This is a genomic window from Streptomyces sp. NPDC107528 (assembly GCF_055639295.1).
This window is the reverse complement of record NZ_JBVKAV010000009.1, coordinates 336,226-356,292: the sequence shown is the minus strand read 5'-3', so window position 1 is coordinate 356,292 and position 20,067 is coordinate 336,226. Positions and strand designations below refer to the sequence as shown.

Genomic DNA, 20,067 nt, shown 5'->3' with positions numbered 1-20,067 from the left:
GGCGAGGGAGAAGTCCCCATGGCGGATGCGACGGAGCTGCAGGACTCGGGGGAACGGCTCACGCCGGAGGAGTTGCGGGCGTTGCAGCTGGAGCGGTTGCGGACCTCGCTGCGGCACGCGTACGACAACGTGCCCTTCTACCGGGACGCCTTCGACAAGGCGGGCGTACGGCCCGACGACTGCCGTTCGCTCGCCGATCTCGCGCACTTCCCGTTCACGACCAAGGCCGATCTGCGCGAGAACTACCCGTACGGGATGTTCGCCGTGCCGCAGGAGCAGATCCGCCGCATCCACGCCTCCAGCGGCACGACCGGCCGGCCCACGGTTGTCGGTTACACGGACGGCGACCTTTCCGTGTGGGCCGACATGGTGGCCCGGTCCATCCGGGCGGCGGGCGGCCGGCCCGGGGACAAGGTGCATGTGGCGTACGGCTATGGGCTGTTCACCGGCGGGCTCGGCGCACACTACGGTGCCGAACGGCTGGGCTGTACGGTCATCCCCGCGTCCGGCGGCATGACCGCCCGCCAGGTCCAGCTGATCCAGGACCTCAGGCCCGAGATCATCATGGTGACGCCGTCGTACATGCTCACCCTCCTCGACGAGTTCGAACGGCAGGGCGTCGACCCGCGCGGGACCTCCCTGCGGGTGGGCATCTTCGGGGCCGAACCCTGGACCGAGCAGATGCGTCGTGAGATCGAGGAGCGGTTCGCGATCGACGCCGTGGACATATACGGGCTGTCGGAGGTCATGGGGCCCGGGGTCGCGCAGGAGTGCGTGGAGACCAAGGACGGGCTGCATGTGTGGGAGGACCACTTCTACCCCGAGATCGTCGACCCGATCACGGGCGTGGTGCTGCCCGACGGCGAGGAGGGCGAGCTGGTGTTCACCTCCCTCACGAAGGAGGCCATGCCCGTCATCCGGTACCGCACCCGGGACTTGACGCGGCTGCTGCCGGGGACCGCCCGGGTGTTCCGGCGGATGGAGAAGATCACCGGGCGCAGCGACGACATGGTCATCCTGCGCGGGGTCAATCTCTTTCCCACCCAGATCGAGGAGATCGTGCTCCGGACGCCGGGTGTGGCACCCCACTTCCAGCTGCGGCTCACCCGTGAGGGCCGGCTCGACGCCCTGACCGTTCGGGCGGAAGCCCGCCCCGACGCGTCCTCCGAGACCCGGGACGCCGCCGCACGGGCCATCGCGGCCGCCGTGAAGGACGGCATCGGGGTGTCGGTCGCCGTGGAGATCGTCGAACCGGAGTCGCTGGAACGCTCCGTGGGCAAGATCCGGCGCATCCAGGACCTGCGTCCCCGCTAGGTCGTGTCCGCAAGGTCACGTCAGACGCCGCGGGGCAGGCGGGACTTTGCGGACACAGCCCAGGCGCCCTCGGGATCGGTCCCGTCGAGGTCAGTCTTCGGCGAACCGGTCCCGCAGCTCCCGCTTGAGGATCTTCCCGCTCGCGTTGCGCGGAAGTCCGTCCACGAACACCACGCGCTTCGGCGCCTTGAAGTGGGCGAGCTTCTCGCGCGCGTGGTCGATCAGTTCGGTGTCGCTCACCTCGCCGCGCGGGACGACGACCGCCGTGACGGCCTCGATCCACCGCTCGTCGGGCAGGCCGATCACCGCGACCTCGGCGACGCCCTCGTGGGTGTACAGGGCGTCCTCGACCTCACGTGAAGCGACCAGTACGCCACCGGAGTTGATGACGTCCTTCACCCGGTCGACGATCGTGAAGTAGCCGTGCGCGTCGCGCACCGCGAGGTCCCCGGAGCGGAACCAGCCGTCCCGGAAGGCCTCCGCGGTCTCCTCGGGCTTGTCCCAGTAGCCCTCGCACAACTGCGGGGAGCGGTAGACGATCTCGCCGGAGGTGCCGTCGGGCACGTCCGCGCCGTTCTCGTCGACCACCCGGGCGTCAACGAAGAGGACGGTTCGGCCGCAGGAGTCCATCCGGCCCTTGTGCTCATCGGGGGCCAGCACCGTGGCCAGCGGGCCGATCTCGCTCTGCCCGAAGCAGTTGTAGAAGGCCAGCTTCGGCCATCGTTCACGCAGCCGCTCCAGGACCGGCACGGGCATGATCGAGGCGCCGTAGTACGCCTTGCGCAGTCCGTCGAGGTCTCGGGTCGCGAAGTCGGGGCGGCCCGCGAGACCGATCCACACCGTGGGCGGGGCGAACAGGCTGTCGGCGCGGCCGGCCTCGATCAGGTCGAAGAGCCGGTCGCCGTCGGGCGACTCCAGAATGATGTTGGTGGCGCCGACCGCCAGGTACGGCATGAGGAACACGTGCATCTGCGCCGAGTGGTACAGCGGCAGCGAGTGGACGGGACGGTCGCCGGGGCTCAGGTCGAGGGCGGTGATCGCGCTCAGGTACTCGTGGACCAGGGCGCGGTGGGTCATCATCGCGCCTTTCGGGAGGGCCGTCGTACCCGAGGTGTAGAGCAGCTGGACCAGGTCCTCGCTGCGCGGCTCCGGGCCGTCGTGGACGGCCGCCGTGGCCTGCCGTGCCAGGAGTGAGTCGTCGGCGTCGCGCAACGGCATCGTACGGACGCCGTCGGGAAGCCGGCCGGCCAGGCCGGGGTCGGCGAGGACCAGGGAGCTGCCGGACTGACGGACGATGTAGGCGAGATCGTCGCCGGTGAGGTTCTGGTTGACGGGGACGTGCACGAGGCCGGCGCGGGCGCACGCCAGGAAGGCGATCAGATACGCGCTCGAGTTGTGGCCGTAGGCGGCCACCCGGTCGCCGGGGGTGAGGTCCTGGTCGAGCAGGACGCCGGCCGCGCGGGAGACGGCCTCGTCGAGTTCCTGGTACGTCCAGGCACGCTCGCGGTCCTCGACCGCGACGCGGGCCGGGGTGCGTCGGGCGCTGCGGCGCAGCACTCCGTCAACCGTGCTGCCGTGTCCTGGCGTCATGACACATGATCCTCGGTGCGTCGAAGGGACGGGTCAAGAAGGATGCCCGACACTGACCGGGGACACATACCCGTTGGTACGCTCAACGGCTCCTTCCCTCAATGACGTTGGGAGGCACCATGCACACCCGCCCCAGACGGCTCGTCGTCGCGGCCGTCGCCCTGCTCGCCACCGTGGCCGGGCTGCCCGCGGCCGCGTCCGACCGGCAGGACCCGCAGGATCGGCACAACCGGCACGAACAGCTCTCGCACGGCGGTCTGTCCGCCCAAATCCGCTATACCGAGTACGGCATTCCGCACATAGTCGCCAAGGACTACAGGTCCATGGGCTTCGGCACCGGTTGGGCGCAGGCCGCCGACCAGGTGTGCACGCTCGCCGACGGGTTCGTGACCGTGCGCGGCGAGCGTTCGCGCTTCTTCGGCCCGGACGCGGCGACCGACTTTTCGCTGTCCTCGGCCACCACGAACCTCTCCAGCGACCTGTACTTCCGCGGCGTACGTCAGGCCCGCACGGTGGAGAAGCTGCTCGCCGAGCCCGCGCCGCGCGGCCCGAGCCGGCAGGTCAAGGACCTCATGCGCGGCTTCGCCGCCGGGTACAACTCCTGGCTGAAGCAGAACAGGATCACCGACCCCGCGTGCAAGGGCGCCGCCTGGGTGCGGCCGATCACCCCGCTGGACGTGGCCGCCCGCTCCTACGCCTTCGCGGTGCTCGGCGGCCAGGGTGGCGCCGCGGACGACATCACCTCGGCCCAACCGCCTATCGGTCCGGCCGCCCGCGGCAAGGGCATCGGGACGAGCCCGGACGCCGCGGCCCTGATCCGGGCCGTGCGCGAACGGACCGGCGACGCGGACATGGGATCGAATGCGGTCGCCTTCCAGGGTGACACCACGGCCAACGGGCGCGGTCTGCTGCTGGGCAACCCGCACTACCCGTGGCACGGCGGACGCCGCTTCTGGCAGGCGCAGCAGACGATTCCGGGCGAGCTCGACGTCGCCGGCGGGTCGCTGCTCGGGTCGCCGGCGATCTCCATCGGCTACAACTCCCATGTGGCGTGGAGCCACACCGTCGCTACGGGTGTCCCGTTCAATCTGCACAGGCTGACGCTGGATCCGGCCGACCCCACGGTCTACCTGGTGGACGGCAAGGCCGAGCGGATGAAGAAGCGGACGGTGACCGTCGCGGTCAAGGGCGGTGCGCCCGTGAGCCGCACCCAGTGGTGGACGCGGTACGGCCCGGTGGTCGCGTCCGCCGACGGTGACCTCCCGCTGCCCTGGACGGCGACGACGGCGTACGCGCTCAACGACCCGAACGCGGCCAACATGCGGTTCGCCGACACCTCGCTCGGCTTCAGCAAGGCGCGCAGTACGGCCGACGTGCTGGCGACCCTCGCCCGGCACCAGGGGCTCCCGTGGGTGAACACCATCGCAGCGGACCGCTCGGGGCACTCCCTCTACACCCAGTCGCAGGTACTTCCCCGCATCACCGACGACCTGGCGGCGCGGTGCTCCACGGACCTCGGCAAGGTCACCTACCCGGCCGCGGGGCTGGCGGTCCTCGACGGCTCCCGCGGCGACTGCGCGCTCGGCAGCGACGCCGACGCCGTCCAGGCCGGCATCTTCGGGCCCGCCCGCATGCCGACGCTGAAGGACGCGCCGTACGCGGAGAACTCCAACGACAGCGCCTGGTTGGCCAACGCCGACCGGCCGCTCACCGGCTACGAGCGGGTCTTCGGCCCCATCGGCACGCAGCGCTCCCTGCGCACCCGCGGTGCGGTCGAGGACGTGGCGGCGATGGCGGAGCGCGGCGGTCTGACCGTCCGGGATCTGGAGCGCCAACAGTTCAGAAACCGGGTGCCGGCAGCCGCCCTGGCCGCGACCGACACGGCGAAGGCGTGTGCCACGCTGCCGGGCGGTACGGCAACGGGCAGCGACGGCAAGGCGGTTGACGTCTCCGAGGCCTGTCCGGTGCTCACGGCGTGGGACCGCACCATGGACACCGGCAGCCGGGGTGCCCTGCTCTTCGACCGGTTCTGGCGGAAGCTGACGGCGAAGGTGCCGGCCGCGCAGCGGTGGAAGGTGCCGTTCTCACCGGCGGACCCGGTGCGCACCCCGAACACCCTGAACACCGGGGCTCCCGGTTTCGCCACGGCCCTCGCGGACGCGGTCGCCGAACTGCGGGCGGCCGGCATCGCCCTCGACTCCCGCCTCGGAGAGCACCAGTTCGTCGTACGCAACGGTCAGCGCATCCCCGTGCCGGGCGGCACCGAAGGACTCGGTGTGTGGAACAAGATCGAGCCGGTGTGGAACGCTGCGCAGGGCGGCTACACCGAGGTGACGACCGGCTCCAGCCACATCCAGGCGGTGGGCTGGGACAACAGCCGCTGTCCGGTGGCCCGCACGCTGCTGACGTACTCTCAGTCGTCGAACCCGAACTCGGCCCACTTCCGGGATCAGACGCGGTTGTTCTCGGGTGAGAGGTGGGTGACGGCGCGGTTCTGTGAGGCGGACATCCTGTCGTCGCCTGCCCTGAAGGTTGTCCGCGTGCGCGAACGCTGAGCGACTGTGGTCCCGTCCCGTCTGGGGCGGGACCACATTTGAGTGACGGATGAGCACGGCCGTCGATGCACGATTCACAAACGACCATTTCGCCGAATGCTTCTTTTGCCTCTCTGTGCTCCTGTGCGCCCCTTTGGAGAAAGGTTTCGGGAAACCGAACACCGCTCGGACTGGGCAGGACTTGTCTCAAGGATCAAGTCCGTGGCGCGTTCAGCGATTTCGCGTGCCGCGTCAGGCAGGAGGTATTCATGAGCCGTGTTGTCCCCGCACAGGAGCGAGTATGGCGGACAGGTACTGCTCCAGGCATATTCCCCGTCCTCGGTCACGGTATCGCCTTGTTCCGCCGACCGCTTGCGTTTCTGAATTCTTTGCCCTCGTACGGGGATCTGGTCGAGATACGGCTGGGCCCCCAGCGTGCCTGGATGGTGTGCCACCCCGAGTTGGTCCACGAGATGCTCAAGGATCCGCACACCTTCGACAAGGGGGGCCCGCTCTACGACAGGCTCGGGAAGCTGATGGGCGACGGCCTCGTCACCTGCCGACAGCCGACACATCGGGAGAAGCGCAGGCTGTTGCAGCCCGCCTTCCGCCCTTCGCACGTCGCCGAGTACACGGACCTGGTGACCGAGGAGGCCGACGCGGCGTGCCGCGCATGGTCCGACGGTCAGCACATCCCTGTCACCGAGGCGATGATGGCGCTCACGACACGGGTGACCAGCCGTGTCCTCCTCTCCGACTCCCTGGACGACCGGACGACCGCCGAGGTGCGGGACTGTCTCACGGCGGTCGTCCGCGGCCTCTTCGTCCGCACCGTCGTACCGATCGACGCCCTGTTCCGCCTCCCCACCCCCGCCAACCGCCGCTATCGGCGCGCGCTCTCGCGCCTGCACGAGATCATCGACGCGGCGATAGCGGAGCGTCGCCGGGGAGCCGACCACGACGACGTGCTGGGCACGCTGCTGAAGGCCGCGAACGGCGACGGACCGACGACGGCGATCAGCGATCAGGAGGTCCACGATCACCTGATCACGCTGCTGCTGACGGGCGTCGAAACCCAGGCGCTGGCCCTGGCCGGCGCCTTCAGTCTGCTGGCCCGCAATCCGGAGGCGGAGCGACGTCTGCACGCCGAGCTCGACTCCCTCCTCGCCGAGGGCCGGCGGCCCCGTGCCGAGGATCTGCCGCGCCTCGTCTACACCCGGTGCGTCGTCTCCGAAACGCTGCGTCACTCGTCGCCCGGTTGGCTGTTCACGCGCGTCGCCACCAAGGAGACGGAACTCGGCGGATGCCGCCTGCCCAAGGGCGCCACCGTCCTGTACAGCCCCCACCTCCTGCACCACGATCCCTCGTCGTTCCCGGAACCCGAGCGTTTCGATCCCGACCGCTGGTTGCCGGGGCAGCCCACCGCCGAAGAACGTCGCGCGATGATGCCGTTCTCCGCGGGCAGCCGCAAATGCCTCGGTGACGAGTTCGCGATGGTGGAGGCCACCCTCGCGCTCGCGACCATCGCCGGCCGCCGGCGCCTGCGTCATCTCCCGGACCGCGCCGAACGGAAACAGCGCCCCGGGATCACCATGGGACCGCGTTCACTGGTCATGGTCTGCGAACCCCGATCGGCAGGTGACCACGTTGTCGACCAGGCATGAGGAAATCGCGCTGGCCGTACCGGACGGAATGCCGGACTCCAATCTCCGGGACCTGATCGACACCAACCTCCGCATGCCCTACCCGTTCCGGCGGAACCCTCATGAAACCGAGGCCGCGGCCGTGGTCGACTCATGGCTGCGGGTATGGGGGCTGACGGACGAACCGGATGTGGCGGTGATGATCGCCCGCACTCGCCCCGCCGAACTCGCGAGCTACACCAGCCCCACCGTGGATTCCGGCGTCCTTCAGATTGTGGCCCAGCAGATCGCCTATCAGTTCGTCTTCGACGACCTCGCCGAGGACCTGGGCCGAAGCTCTCCGGGCAGGCTGCTGCCCATGCTGTGCGAGAGTGTCGCGATTCTGCGGGACGGGCGACCGCCCAGCAGTCGCCTCGGAGCCGCCCTGACCGATCTCCACCGCCAGGTCCGGGAACGGTGCTCACCCGCGCAGGCCGCGCGATGGGCCTGGCAGAGCTGCGAATACGTGCACGGCCTGTTGTACGAGTCCGTGGCCCAGACCCAGCCCCTTGTGCTGCGCACCGACGACTGCACCTCCATACGCTCGCTGACTGCGGGCGTCGAGCCGTTCTACCCGCTGTACGAGGGCGCCCGAGCGAGCGAACTGAGCGACGCCGAGGTGCATCATCCCGTCGTGCGGCGACTGAGCCGGCTGTCTGCCGACGTGGCGGTGTGGACGGCCGACCTGTTCTCCGCGGTGAAAGAGCAGCACGCGGGCGAAATGATCAACCTTGCCCTGGCCCACCAGCGCGAACGGCGGTGCTCCCTGCCGGCCGCCGTGCTCCTGACCATCGAGGAGATCAACAGCACGATCGAGCAGTTCGAAAGGCTCCGTGCCGGGATCAAACCGGTGTTGAGCCCCACGGGCATCGGCTATGTGGAGGGCATGATCGGCTGGATCCGCGGGTGCTACGACTGGGCCCGCACCGTGCCTCGCTACGCGGATGTGACGTCGGTGCCCGCCGTGCCGTAGTCCAGCCTGTCGAGCTCCCGCCGGTACTCCACCCGGGAGACGTCCATCCGTGTCCACTACCCAGCGGGCGGGCGTTCTCCCACCTATCAATTCACGATTCACCCTATGGTGCCCAATTCGTACTGCCACACCTCGGCGGGGCGTACGCTCGGCTCCTCCGAGCCGAACGACAGAAGGCGGTACGGCACATGGCGATGGAGCCTCGGCACCCGATCACGGAGCAACGGACGTTGATCGAGCGCCGACGGGAACTTCAAGCCCTCGACGCCGCGTTCAAGGAACTGCGACGCACCACGGACGGTGGGTCGCAAGCCAGGCACAGGGGGCTGCTCGCCTTCAGCGGGCCGGCCGGACTGGGCAAGACAGCACTCATCACGCAGGCACGTGAGCGCGCCCTGGCATCGGGCTTCACCGTGCTGTCGGGCAGGGGCGGGGAGAAGGAACAGGGTTCGGCGTTCCGCGTGGTGCGCCAACTCGTGCAGCCCACGCTGGCGAGGATGGACGGAGCAGAACTCCGCTCCTTCCTGGGAAGCTGGTACGACGTCATGGCCGCCGTGCTCGGGCTCGAAGCGAGGGGCCCCGCCGCCGCACCGGATCCGACCGGGGTCCGCGAAGGCCTCGACTGGGTCATGACGTGCCTCACCATCAAAAAGGCACCCGTCGTCCTGCTCCTGGACGACCTGCACTGGGCGGACGTCGAGTCCCTGAGCTGGCTCGATTCCTTCGCGTCACGGGTCGATGACCTCCCCCTGCTGATCGTGGTCGCCTACCGGCCCGACGAACTGCCGTCCGAAGCGGGCGAACTCCGTACGCTCGTCGGACATCACGCCGACCGCCCCCACGACCTCGCATGCCTCACCGCCGACGGCGTGGCACAGATCATCAGGAGCCAAGTCGGCGAGAGAGCCGAGGACGTGTTCTGCAAGGAATGCTGGTCGGCCACCGGAGGGAGCCCCTTCGAGACGGTGGAGCTCGCCATCGGCCTGGCCGAGCGGAAACTGAGCGGCAGCGAGCACGACCTGCCCGCGATGCGTGAACTGGCCGCCGCGATCAAGGGACCGGGGCTGATCGAGCGTCTGGAAGCCCTCGACACCGCGACCGTCCGCTTCGCGCACTCCGCTGCCGTGCTGGGGTCGCCGTTCTCACCACAGCTCGCAGCGAGCATCGCGGTACTCGGCGACGAGACCGCCGCCGAGGCGACCCAGAAGCTGCGCGCGGCCCGGATCCTCACCGACGGCCACGGCCCCGAGGGTGAGCTCGAGTTCGTCCACCCGCTGATCACCACGACGATCTACCGGTCCATCCGCTCCGGCTTCCGGGCCGGTCTGCACAACGCGGCCGCGGAGGCCGTCCTGAACGCGGGCTACGGCCCTACCGCCGCCGCCCGGCATCTGCTGGAGGTGCCCTGCGAGGGCAACCCCGAGACGGTGGAATGCCTGCGCAAGGCCGCTCGCGAGTACCTCGGCGCCGGGGCGACCGAGGCCGCCAGGCGTATGCTCACCCGTGCGCTGAAGGAACCACCGATCCCGGAGGACCGCGCGGCGGTCCTGCACGAACTCGCGTGCGCCACGTTCCTGATCGAGCCCACGGCCACGGTACGGCATCTCCGCCAGGCGCTGGCGGAGCCGGACGTCGACCCCGACCTGCGCGCCTCCATCGTCTACCGGCTGACGACGGCGCTCGCCCACACCGATCGGATGGACGAGGCCGCGACCGTGGCCGCCGAGGAGGCCCGGAAGGCCACGAATCCGCGTGTCAAGCTGCGCATGCAGGCCGATCAGTTCGTCTGGAGCACGATGCGCGCCGACGATCCCGACTCACCCGCCCGCTCCCGGAGGCTGGCGCGGCTGGCCGAGCAGCTGCCCGGCCGCAGCCTGGAGGAGCGCTACATCCTGGGGCTGCGGGCCTGGGATGCCGTCCTGCGCGGCGAACCGCGCCGGACCGCCCTCACCTACGCGGAGAAGTCCCTGCGCGGCGGCATGAGCTGGACCGATGAGAACCGGGGCTTCGAGGTACCCCTCTCGGTCGCCCTGGTGTTCATGTACGGCGACCAGCCGCGACGGGCCGAGGAGCTGTTCCAGCAGGGGATCGCGGAGTGCGTGGGCAAGGGCTGGCACGGCTCCCACCTGGCCTTCGGCCAGAGCATCGCCGCCTACGTCCGGTACCACCGGGGTTGTCTGGCCGAAGCCGAGGACCTGGTACGGGAAGGCCTGCGCATCGCCGACAAGGTGGACGGCGTCGTGGCCGCCCAGTGGTACGGCATCAGCGTCCTGATCCAGACGTTGCTGGCCCGTGGACGGATCAGCGAGGCTCGCGTGCTCGCCGACGACCACCACTTCGGTGAGATGGCTCCGAACGCCGTCATCTATCCCGATCCGCGCACCGTGTACGCGGAACTGCTTTTGGCGGAGGGACGGCACGCGGAAGCGGCGGCGCTGCTGTCCGCGGTGGGGAACTGGCTGGACGGACGGGCCTGGCGCAACCCGGCCTGGTGCCCGTGGCAGCTGCGGCTCGCGACCGCGCTCGCCTCCACCGCCCCGGACGAGGCGATCCATCACGCCCAGGACGCCGTCAAGCGTGCCCGGGACTTCGGCGCCGCCTCCACCGTCGGGCAGGCGCTGCACACCCTCGCCGAGGTGACCGGCGGGCCGGCCGCACTCGACCTGTACGCGGAGGCGATCGACCACCTGGAGCAGTCCCCCGCCGCGTACGAACTCGCGCGCGCCCAAGTCGGCCACGGCGCCGCGCTGTCCCGCAACGGGCAGCTCCAGGAGGCCGCCGACCGGCTCTACCAGGGTCTGGAGGGCGCCGTCCACTGCCGAGCCGACGGGCTCGCCGCCCGCGCGCGGGAGGAACTCTCGACGGCCGGTCTGCGCCCGCTGCCCCTGCGCTACGTGCAGGCGGACACACTGACCGCGCGGGAGCACCGTACGGCCGAACTGGCCGCCGAGGGACGCCCGGTGACGGTGATCGCCACGGAGATGCACCTGACCGAGCAAGGCGTGCGGCAGTTGCTGTCCAGCGTGTACCGCAAGATCGGCACCGACGCCGCAGGCCTCGCCAGGGCGTTGGAGGCACCGCCTCGTATGCGTCCTTGACGTCACACGGGGCGCGTGCGCCCCTCCCAGTAAGGTTCCCGCAACCGCCGCTTGTACAGCTTCCCGTTGGGATCCCGCGGCATCTCGGCGATGAAGTCCACGCTCTTGGGGCGCTTGTACCCGGCGAGTTGGCCGGCACAGTGGTCGAGGATCGCGGCGGCGAGGGCCGGGCCGGGTTCATGGCCGGGAGCCGGTTCGACGACGGCCTTGACCTCCTCGCCCCAGTCGTCGTGCGGGATGCCGAAGGCGGCGGCGTCGGCGACGGCCGGGTGGGCGAGCAGGGCGGACTCGATCTCGGCGGGGTAGATGTTGACCCCGCCGGAGATGATCATGTCGATCTTGCGGTCGCGGAGGAAGAGATAGCCGTCCTCGTCGAGACAGCCGAGGTCGCCCACGGTGAAGAAGTCGCCGATGCGGTTCTTCCGCGTCTTGGCCTCGTCCTTGTGATAGCTGAAGCCGCCGGTGTTCATCTTCAGGTAGACGGTGCCGAGTTCGCCGGGCGCCAGCCGGTTACCGTCGTCGTCGAAGATCGCGAGTTCGCTGATCGGCCAGGCCTTGCCGACCGTGCCGGGCTTCTTCAGCCAGTCCTCGGCGGTCGCGAAGGCCCCGCCGCCCTCGCTCGCGGCGTAGTACTCCTCCACGCAGTGGCCCCACCACTCGATCATGGCCCGTTTCACATGGTCGGGGCACGGGGCGGCGCCGTGGATGGCGTGCCGCATGGAGGAGACGTCGTAGCGGCGCCTTACGTCCTCCGGAAGCGCGAGGAGGCGGTGGAACTGGGTCGGGACCATGTGGGTGTGCGTGCACTCGTGGGCGTCGATCAGACGGAGCATGTCCTCCGGTGTCCACTTGTCCATCAGGACCAGCCCGTGCCCGATGTGCAGGGACGCGCCCGCGAACTGGAGGACCGCGGTGTGGTAGAGCGGCGAGCAGACGAGGTGCACGTTGGCGTCGAACGGATTGATGCCGAAGATGCCGAGGAAGCCGCCCAGGTAGGACTCCTCGGGCGGTTTGCCGGCCAGCGGGCGGCGGATGCCGCGGGGGCGCCCCGTCGTGCCCGAGGTGTAGTTCATGACCCAGCCGAGCTCGCGTTCCGCGGGTGCCGACTCCGGTTGTCCGTCGACGAGTTCGCCGTACGGCCGGAAGCCCTCGACCTCGCCGACGGCGTACCGGTGGGTGGCCGGGAGGCCGGCCTCGTCGGCGGCCTGGCGGGCCGGCTCGGCGAAACGCTCGTGGGCGATGAGCACCTTGGCGCCGGAGTCGGCGACGATCCAGGCGATCTCGGGCCCGACGAGGTGGTGGTTGACGGGGACCAGGTAGAGGCCGGCCTGGGTGGCGGCCAGGTAGGCCGTGAAGAACTCGACGCTGTTGGGGAGGACGACCGCGAAGGCGTCACCGCGTCCGAGACCGGCCGCGCGCAGGCCGTGCACGAGACGGTTGGCGGCGGCGTGCAGACGTCCGGCGGTCCACTGCTCGCCGTCGGGGGCGACGAGGACCGGGCGGTCGGGATCGGCGGCGGCCTGGGCCCAGAAGCCGACCGGAGGGGTGCTCACGGTGGGGGTGGCGGGGGTGTTCGTCACTGGCCGCTCCTTCCGGCGATGCGGTTGATGCGCTGCACGGCCTGTTCGAAGCCGCGGGTGAGGTCGTCGACGACGGCCTGGACACTGCGTTCGCTGTTCATCCGGCCCACGATCTGGCCGACGGGTGTGCCGAGCAGCGGCTCGACCTCGTACTTCTGGATCCGGGAGACGGCCTCGGCCACGAGGAGTCCCTGCAGGGGCATGGGGAGGGTGCCGGGCCCGTCCGGGTCGTCCCAGGCGTCGGTCCACTCGGTGCGCAGCTGGCGTGCGGGCTTGCCGGTCAGGGCGCGGGAGCGGACGGTGTCGCCCGACCCGGCGGCGAGCAGTTTGCGGGTCAGGCCGGGGGAATGCATGTCGGCCTCTGTGGTGGTCAGCCACATGGAGCCCAGCCACACACCCTGGGCGCCGAGAGCGAATGCCGCCGCAACCTGTTGGCCGCTCCCGATACCTCCGGCCGCCAGTACGGGCAGAGGGTCGACCGCCTCCACCACCTCCGGGGTGAGCACCATGGAGGCGATCTCACCGGTGTGGCCGCCCGCCTCGTAGCCCTGGGCGACGACGATGTCGATCCCGGCCTCGGCGTGTTTGCGGGCGTGCCGGGCGCTGCCCGCGAGTGCGGCGACGAGCACGCCCCGGTCATGGGCGCGTTCCACGACATCCGTGGGCGGTGACCCGAGGGCGTTGGCGAGCAGCTTGATCGGATAGTCGAAGGCGACCTCGAGCTGGGTGCGGGCGACCTGCTCCATCCACCCGGTGATCCGCCAGCCGGACGCCTCCCCGTCGGCCAGTTCGGGCACGCCGTACTTGGCGAGGGTGTCCTGGACGAACTGCCGGTGCCCTTCCGGGATCATCGCCTCGACGTCGGCTTCCGTGACGCCCTCGACCTTCTTCGCGGGCATGACGACGTCCAGCCCGTAGGGCCTGCCGTCGACATGCGCCTCGACCCAGTCGAGGTCGCGTTTGAGGTCGTCGGGGGCGGTGTAGCGGACCGCGCCGAGCACTCCGAAACCGCCGGCCCGGCTGATGGCCGCGGCGACGGCGGGGAACGGCGTGAAGCCGAAAATGGCGTGCTCGACTCCCAGTTTCTTGCTCAGCTCCGTCTGCATGGGCGCAGAATGCCGCAGACCTCCGGACGACGGAAGGCCTTTTCTGATACACCGTCAGATCTCTGGGGCGACCGTCCCGTTGACACGACTCCGACCTGACAGGAAAGTTTCACCACGCAAGGTGATCCCGGAAAGATACTTTCAGCCGGAGTGGCGGGAGGAACCTCGATGACCGACGGCAGAACCGGACTGACCAGGCGTCGACTGGGCCGGGCCGCGATGGCCTTGGGCGGAGCTCTGGCCATCGCGCCCTTGCCCGCGGGACCGGCGGCGGCAGCCGCGGCGGCGCGCACCTCAAGCCCCACCCTGCGCCACGGCTCCCCCGAACGCGCCGGCCTCCTCCCCACCCACCTCCGCCGGCTCGTCACCGACGCGGAGAGGTTCCTGGGCCCCTCCCCCAAGCACCCCTGGTACGCCGGTGCCGTGCTGCTCGCCGGCCGCGGCGGCACCGTGGCCCTGCACCAGCCCATCGGGATGGCCGTGCGCTACGAGGCGTATGACGAGGAGACCGACACCGGGGTCGAATTCCCCGCCGCCCGGCAGATCCCGATGGCCGAGGACACCGTCTTCGACCTGGCCTCGGTGTCCAAGCTGTTCACCTCGATCCTCGCCGTGCAGCAGATCGAACGGGGTGAGCTCGGGCTGGAGGCCACGGTCGCGTCATACCTCCCGGACTTCGGCCGCGCGGGCAAGCAGGACGTCACGATTCGTCAGCTCCTGACGCACACCTCGGGGTTCCGCGCCTGGATCCCGCTCTACAACGCGCCGACGTACGAGGAGAAGCTCCAACTCGTCTGGAACGAGGCGCCGCTGAATCCGCCGGGTACCAAGTACCTCTATTCGGACCTGAATCTGATCTCCCTCCAGCTCGTCCTGGAGAAGATCACCGGCAGGAGCCTCGACGCGCTTCTCCGCGACGAGATCACCGGCCCGCTCGGCATGCGCCGCACCCGCTACAACCCGCCCGCCGCCTGGAAGCCGCGGACCGCGGCGACCGAGGACGCCAGGCTGCCGTGGTCCGGCCTGGACCGTGGGCTCGTATGGGGCGAAGTGCACGACGAGAACGCCTTCAGTCTGGGCGGGGTCGCGGGCCACGCCGGCGTCTTCTCGAACGCGTGGGACCTGGCCGTCCTCGGGCGGACGCTGCTCAACGGCGGCGCATACGGACGATGCCGCATCCTGGAGCCGGAGTCGGTGGAGCTGATGTTCACCGACTTCAACACCGCCTTCCCCGGTGACGAACACGGCCTCGGCTTCGAGCTCTACCAGCACTGGTACATGGGCGCCATGGCCACCCCGCGCACAGCGGGACACACCGGCTTCACCGGCACCTGTCTCGTCCTCGACCCGACGACCGACTCCTTCCTCGTCGTGCTCGGCAACTCGGTCCACCCGGTGCGCAGTTGGCGCTCCGGCTCCGCGCCCCGGGTCGCCGCCGCCGACAACATGGCCCGTGCCGTTGCGGTCCGTCCGCGCCACGGCCGTACGGCATGGTTCTCGGGCATGGCGGCCGCCACCAGCGCGACGCTCGCGCTTCCCTCCCTCGACACGTCCTCCGGCGAGGCGGAGCTGCACTGCGCCCTGTGGTGGGACACCGAGCCTCAGGCGGACGTCCTCGTCCTGGAGTCCACGACGGACGGCGGCACGACCTGGGCTCCGCTCCCCTTCACGACGAAACGCCCGGGCGAGCGCACTCAGGCCCACCCGAGCGGCACGGTCACCGGCTGGTCGGGCCGCGTCTGGCACCGCCTCACGGCGCAACTCCCCGCGCACCGGCAGCTGGTACTCCGCTGGCGGTACGCCACGGACAAGCTGTACGTGGGCCGTGGTGCGTACGTCGACGGTCTGCACGTCGAGACAGCGCACTCCGTTCTCTTCGACGAGGCCCGGCCCGCGGACGCGGCACGGATCACGGCAAGCGGGTGGACCCCCTCAGGGAACTGACCGTGAATTGACGGTGACGGGGCCGACGACGGGGTGGGCGAAGGTCTTGCGGAGCGTGGGCGTGGCGGTCACGTCGTGGGCCGGCCGCCCACAGCCGGGTGAACTCCTCGCTGCGGTCCAGGAGTTCGCCGATCAGCGCGGCGAGTTCCGGGTCGTCGGGGTAGCGGGCCGCGGCGGCGCGCAGTCGCTGCGTCGAGTTCCGTGCGAACTCGGCCACGTCCGGGACGCCGTAGAGCGACCGCGCGTCCTACGTCACCGGCGTGATCCTGCGGGTGGACGGCGGCGTCCGGGCCTGAGCAGGGCCGGTCTCAGTCGCCGACCGCCTCCAGTACCGCCATCGCCGCGTTGTGCCCCGGCACCCCGCTGACCCCTCCCCCACGCACCGCGCCCGCCCCGCACAGCAGCACGTTCGGGTGGCGGGTCTCCACGCCCCAGCGGCCGGTGTCCTCCTGGGCGTACGGCCACGCCAGGTCGCGGTGGAAGATGTTGCCGCCGGGAAGGCGCAGGTCGTGCTCCAGGTCCAGCGGGGTGTTCGCCTCGATGCAGGGCCGTCCATCGGCGTCCGTCGCCAGACAGTCGGCGAGCGGCTCGGCGAGGTGGGCGTCCAGCTGGGCGAGCGTCGACTTCAGCAGTTCGTCGCGTACGGCGTCGTTGTCGCGCTCGAAGAGCCGGGCCGGGGTGTGCAGGCCGAACAGGGTGAGGGTCTGGTAGCCCCGTTCGACGAGGGCGGGGCCGAGGATCGTCGGATCGGTCAGCGAGTGGCAGTAGATCTCGGACGGCGGGGCGGCGGGGAGTTCGCCGGCGGCGGCCTGGGCGTGGGCCGTGGCCAGTTGGTCGTAGCCCTCGGCGATGTGGAAGGTGCCGGCGAAGGCCTCGCGCGGGTCGACGGAGCTGTCGCGCAGCCGGGGCAGGCGCTTGAGCAGCATGTTCACCTTGAGCTGGGCGCCCTCGGCGGCGGCCGGGGTGGTGCCGCCGGTGAGGGCGGCCAGTTCCTGCGGGGAGGCGTTCACGAGGACGTGCCGGGCGGCGGCGACGCCCTCGCCGTCGGCCGTGCGATAGCTGATCTCCGCCGTACGGCCGTCCGTGTCGATCCGTACCGCCTCGTGCCCGGTGACGACGACCGCGCCCGCCTCGCGCGCGGCCGTGGCCAGCGCGTCGGTGAGGGCGCCCATGCCGCCGACGGGGACGTCCCAGTCGCCGGTGCCGCCGCCGATCACGTGGTACAGGAAGCAACGGTTCTGCTTGAGCGAGGCGTCATGGGCGTCGGCGAAGGTGCCGATCAGGGCGTCCGTCAGGACCACGCCCCGGATCAGGTCGTCCGTGAAGCGGTCCTCGATCGCGACGCCGATCGGCTCCTCGAAGAGGGTCCGCCAGGCCTCCTCGTCGTCCACCCGGCGGCGCAGCTCCTCACGGCTGGGCAGGGGCTCGGTGAGCGTCGGGAAGACGCGCTTGGCGACCTCGCCGGTCATGGCGTAGAAGCGCCGCCAGGCCGCGTACTCGCGCTCGCCGCCGGTCAGCCGGGCGAACGCCTCCCGGGTGCGGCGCTCGCCGCCGCCCACGAGCAGTCCGGTCGGCTGTCCGTCCCGGTCCACGGGCGTGTACGAGGAGACGTCGCGGGTGCGGACGCGGAAGTCCAGGCCGAGGTCCCGGACGATCTTCTTGGGCAGCAGGCTGACCAGGTACGAGTAGCGGGAGAGCCGTGCGTCGACGCCGGCGAACGGGCGCGTGGAGACCGCGGCGCCTCCGGTCCGGTCCAGTCGCTCGAGGACCAGCACGGACCGTCCGGCCCGGGCCAGGTAGGCGGCGGCGACCAGGCCGTTGTGGCCTCCGCCGACGATGACGGCGTCGTACGTACGGTGTCCCGGGTGTCCCTCGTGTGCTGGCATGATTCTTCGTAACACGTGATGATCTAGGTCGGCCATAGGTGAGCGCGCGCCGGGGTCACGACCCGCCACCGGGCTTCACCCGCCTGAGGACGCCCGCTGCTGCCGCAGCACCGCCACCCTCCGGTACAGCTCGACCGCCTCCGCGCCCCGCCCGAGCTGCTCCAGGCAGTGGGCCTCGTCGTTCCGGCTGGCGAGGGTGTCGGGGTGGTCGGCGCCGAGGACGTGTTCGCGGGCGGTGGCCACCCTGCGGTACTCGGTGAGCGCGTCCGGCCAGCGGCCCAGCCAGCCGAGGCTCACCGCCACCTCGCGTCGGCTGACCAGGGTGTCGGTGTGGTCGGGTCCCAGCACGCGCTCACGGATCGCGCACACGTCCCTGGACTCGGCGAGGGCCTCCTCCCAGCGTCCGAGGCGCCCGAGGTTCACGCCGAGCCCGTGACGGGCGCGCAGGGTCTCGGGGTGGGCGGGGCCGTGCACGCGGGCGCGGTCGTCGATCAGGCCGAGGTAGAGCTGGAGGGCCTCCGCGCTGCGTCCGAGGCGGCCGAGGCTGATGCCGACCTCGTAGCGGGCGGCGAGTGTGTCGGGGTGGTCGGGGCCGAGGGCCTGGGCGCGGGCGTCGGCGACCTCGCGATAGGTCTGCAGGGCCTCGGCCCAGCGGCCCAACTGGCCGAGGGCGTAGGCGACTTCGTAGCGCGTGACCAGGGTGTCGGGGTGGTGCGGGCCGAGGACGCGGGCGCGTGCGACGGCGACCTCGCCGGCCATGCGGTACGAGTCCTCCAGACGGCCGAGCCTGCTCAGGTTGAAGGCGAGGTTGTGACGGCAGCGCAGCGTGTCGGGGTGGTCGGCGCCGATCGCGCGTTCCCGTGCCGACAGTACGGACGTGTAGACCTGGTGCGCGTCGAAGTGGCGGCCCAACTGGCCCAGCACGTAGGCCATTTCCTGCCGGGCGGCGAGCGTCTCGGGGTGGTCGGGGCCCAGGGAGAGGCTACGGGCGCGGGCGACGTGCTTGTACTCGCGCAGGGCGTCGGCGGCCCGGCCGGTGCGGCTGAGGGTGAAGGCGACCTCGTAGCGGCTGGCGAGGGTGTCCGGGTGGTCGACGCCGAGCAGGTGCTCACGCTCGGCGGCGACGGTCCGGTGCACCTCGCCCGCCTCGCTCCAGCGGCCCAGTCGGCCGAGGCTGAGACCTGCGTTGTGCCGTCCGGCCAGCGCGGCGAGCGCCGCAGCCGAGGGGGTGGGCGCCTCGTCGGGTACGGGGGCCTCCTCGGGCCGGCCGGTCGTGGGCCGTGGGATCCACTCGCCGGTGAGGCCGGCCCCGGCGTCCGGAGGTGTGGTGCGCAGGCCCGCGCCGGTGGCCTTGTGGCCGGTGGTCATGCCGCGGGTCCAGGACGGCAGGCGGGGCTCGCGGGTCACGGGCGCCGGGGGCCTGAGGTCCGGCTGCGGGGTCACCACGGTCGGCACATACGTCGGTGTCGTACGGCCCAGACCGATGCGGCGGCCCAACTCGCGTCCGTCGTGCGGGCGTTCCTCGGGGCGTTTGGCCAGCAGGTCGAGGATGACCTGCTCGAAGTACTCGGGCAGCTCGGCGCGGTGGCTGCGCGGCGGGCGGGGCACGGTGTCGCGGTGGCCGACGAGGATCGCCCAGGGGTCGTCCAGGTCGAACGGCGGCACTCCGGTGGCGATCTCGTACAGCACGCATCCCAGCGAGTACAGGTCGCTGCGCTGGTCCACCTCCTCCCCGCCGATCTGCTCCGGCGACATGTAGTGCGGGGTGCCCATCGCGATGCCGGTGCCGGTCAGCCGGGAGGTGAAGCCGATGTCATGGGCGAGGCGCGCTATGCCGAAGTCGCAGATCTTCACCGTGCCGTCGGCGAGCCGCATGATGTTCGCGGGCTTCAGGTCGCGGTGCACGATGCCCTGCTGGTGGGTGTAGGCGAGGGCGGCGGCGACCTGGTCGGCGATCTCGACGACGTCCGGGACGGGCAGCGGATGGTGTTTGTTGTCCTCCAGGAGCTGGCTGAGGTTGCGGCCCTGGAGGAGCTCCATGACCAGGAAGAGGACCCCGTCGGACTCGCCGAAGTCGTGGACCACGGTCACGCCGCGGTGCTGGAGCGCCGCGGCCACCCGGGCCTCGCGGCGAAACCGCTCCCGCAGGACACGCGTGAAGGAGTGGTCGTGCTGCGGTCCCAGCGGCTTGAGGCACTTCACGGCGACATGCCGGCCCAGCGACTCGTCGCGCGCACGCCACACCTCGCCCATACCGCCCCGCCCGATCGGATCGAGCAGTCGGTACCGGCCCTGGATCAGCCTGCTGTCCCCCATCGCCCGCGATCGCCCCCCGTCACGGTCAGCCTTGCCCTCCCCCG

General features: G+C 70.8%; 11 protein-coding genes and 1 pseudogene. 6 read left to right on the top strand and 6 right to left on the bottom strand.

All coding sequences use genetic code 11. From position 1 onward, the window contains the following. Positions 1-18: 18 nt before the first annotated feature. Positions 19-1,314 (top strand): phenylacetate--CoA ligase PaaK, encoded by a 1,296-nt coding sequence (paaK, locus tag ACZ7L5_RS28770; RefSeq protein ID WP_471520003.1) that lies wholly within the window; start codon positions 19-21, stop codon positions 1,312-1,314. Between the two features lie 90 nt (positions 1,315-1,404). Here the strand turns inward: paaK and ACZ7L5_RS28765 are convergent, their stop codons facing one another. Further along, on the bottom strand, positions 1,405-2,904 hold the full coding sequence (locus ACZ7L5_RS28765) for an acyl-CoA synthetase (RefSeq protein ID WP_363042352.1): 1,500 nt from the start codon (positions 2,902-2,904) through the stop codon (positions 1,405-1,407). A gap of 119 nt (positions 2,905-3,023) precedes the next feature. Here ACZ7L5_RS28765 and ACZ7L5_RS28760 point away from each other — a divergent pair, with 119 nt between their 5' ends. The 4 genes from ACZ7L5_RS28760 (at position 3,024) to ACZ7L5_RS28745 (ending at position 11,191) form a co-directional block, all read left to right on the top strand. After that, positions 3,024-5,459 (top strand): penicillin acylase family protein, encoded by a 2,436-nt coding sequence (locus tag ACZ7L5_RS28760; protein WP_471520001.1) that lies wholly within the window; start codon positions 3,024-3,026, stop codon positions 5,457-5,459. 368 nt (positions 5,460-5,827) lie between these two features. Continuing rightward, entirely contained in the window at positions 5,828-7,102 is a 1,275-nt protein-coding gene (locus tag ACZ7L5_RS28755; RefSeq protein ID WP_471519999.1) for a cytochrome P450, read from the top strand. Beyond that, positions 7,077-8,093 carry a (-)-alpha-amorphene synthase gene (locus tag ACZ7L5_RS28750; protein WP_471519997.1) on the top strand — a complete coding sequence of 339 codons (1,017 nt, stop codon included), beginning with the start codon at positions 7,077-7,079 and terminating at the stop codon, positions 8,091-8,093. The genes ACZ7L5_RS28755 and ACZ7L5_RS28750 overlap by 26 nt, the downstream gene beginning before the upstream one ends. A gap of 188 nt (positions 8,094-8,281) precedes the next feature. Next, a complete protein-coding gene (locus tag ACZ7L5_RS28745; protein ID WP_471519995.1) occupies positions 8,282-11,191 on the top strand; it encodes an ATP-binding protein in 2,910 nt (969 codons plus the stop codon). A gap of 2 nt (positions 11,192-11,193) precedes the next feature. Here the strand turns inward: ACZ7L5_RS28745 and ACZ7L5_RS28740 are convergent, their stop codons facing one another. Together ACZ7L5_RS28740 and ACZ7L5_RS28735 are read right to left on the bottom strand one after the other, a co-directional pair. Then, positions 11,194-12,744 (bottom strand): acyl-CoA synthetase, encoded by a 1,551-nt coding sequence (locus ACZ7L5_RS28740; RefSeq protein WP_471520206.1) that lies wholly within the window; start codon positions 12,742-12,744, stop codon positions 11,194-11,196. Positions 12,745-12,767: 23 nt separating this feature from the next. Continuing rightward, positions 12,768-13,877: an NAD(P)H-dependent flavin oxidoreductase gene (locus ACZ7L5_RS28735; RefSeq protein ID WP_471519993.1), complete on the bottom strand. Its 1,110-nt coding sequence runs from the start codon at positions 13,875-13,877 to the stop codon at positions 12,768-12,770. A gap of 168 nt (positions 13,878-14,045) precedes the next feature. Here ACZ7L5_RS28735 and ACZ7L5_RS28730 point away from each other — a divergent pair, with 168 nt between their 5' ends. Then, positions 14,046-15,821 carry a serine hydrolase domain-containing protein gene (locus tag ACZ7L5_RS28730; protein WP_471519991.1) on the top strand — a complete coding sequence of 592 codons (1,776 nt, stop codon included), beginning with the start codon at positions 14,046-14,048 and terminating at the stop codon, positions 15,819-15,821. A gap of 6 nt (positions 15,822-15,827) precedes the next feature. Here the strand turns inward: ACZ7L5_RS28730 and ACZ7L5_RS28725 are convergent. From ACZ7L5_RS28725 to ACZ7L5_RS28715, 3 genes and pseudogenes are all read right to left on the bottom strand, one after another. Then, positions 15,828-16,062: pseudogene (locus ACZ7L5_RS28725) on the bottom strand (MmyB family transcriptional regulator); the annotation flags it as partial. 67 nt (positions 16,063-16,129) lie between these two features. After that, on the bottom strand, positions 16,130-17,707 hold the full coding sequence (locus ACZ7L5_RS28720) for a phytoene desaturase family protein (RefSeq protein ID WP_471519989.1): 1,578 nt from the start codon (positions 17,705-17,707) through the stop codon (positions 16,130-16,132). Between the two features lie 75 nt (positions 17,708-17,782). Continuing rightward, positions 17,783-20,023, bottom strand: coding sequence for a serine/threonine-protein kinase (locus ACZ7L5_RS28715; RefSeq protein ID WP_471519987.1), 2,241 nt, complete (start codon positions 20,021-20,023; stop codon positions 17,783-17,785). Between the last annotated feature and the right edge of the window lie 44 nt (positions 20,024-20,067).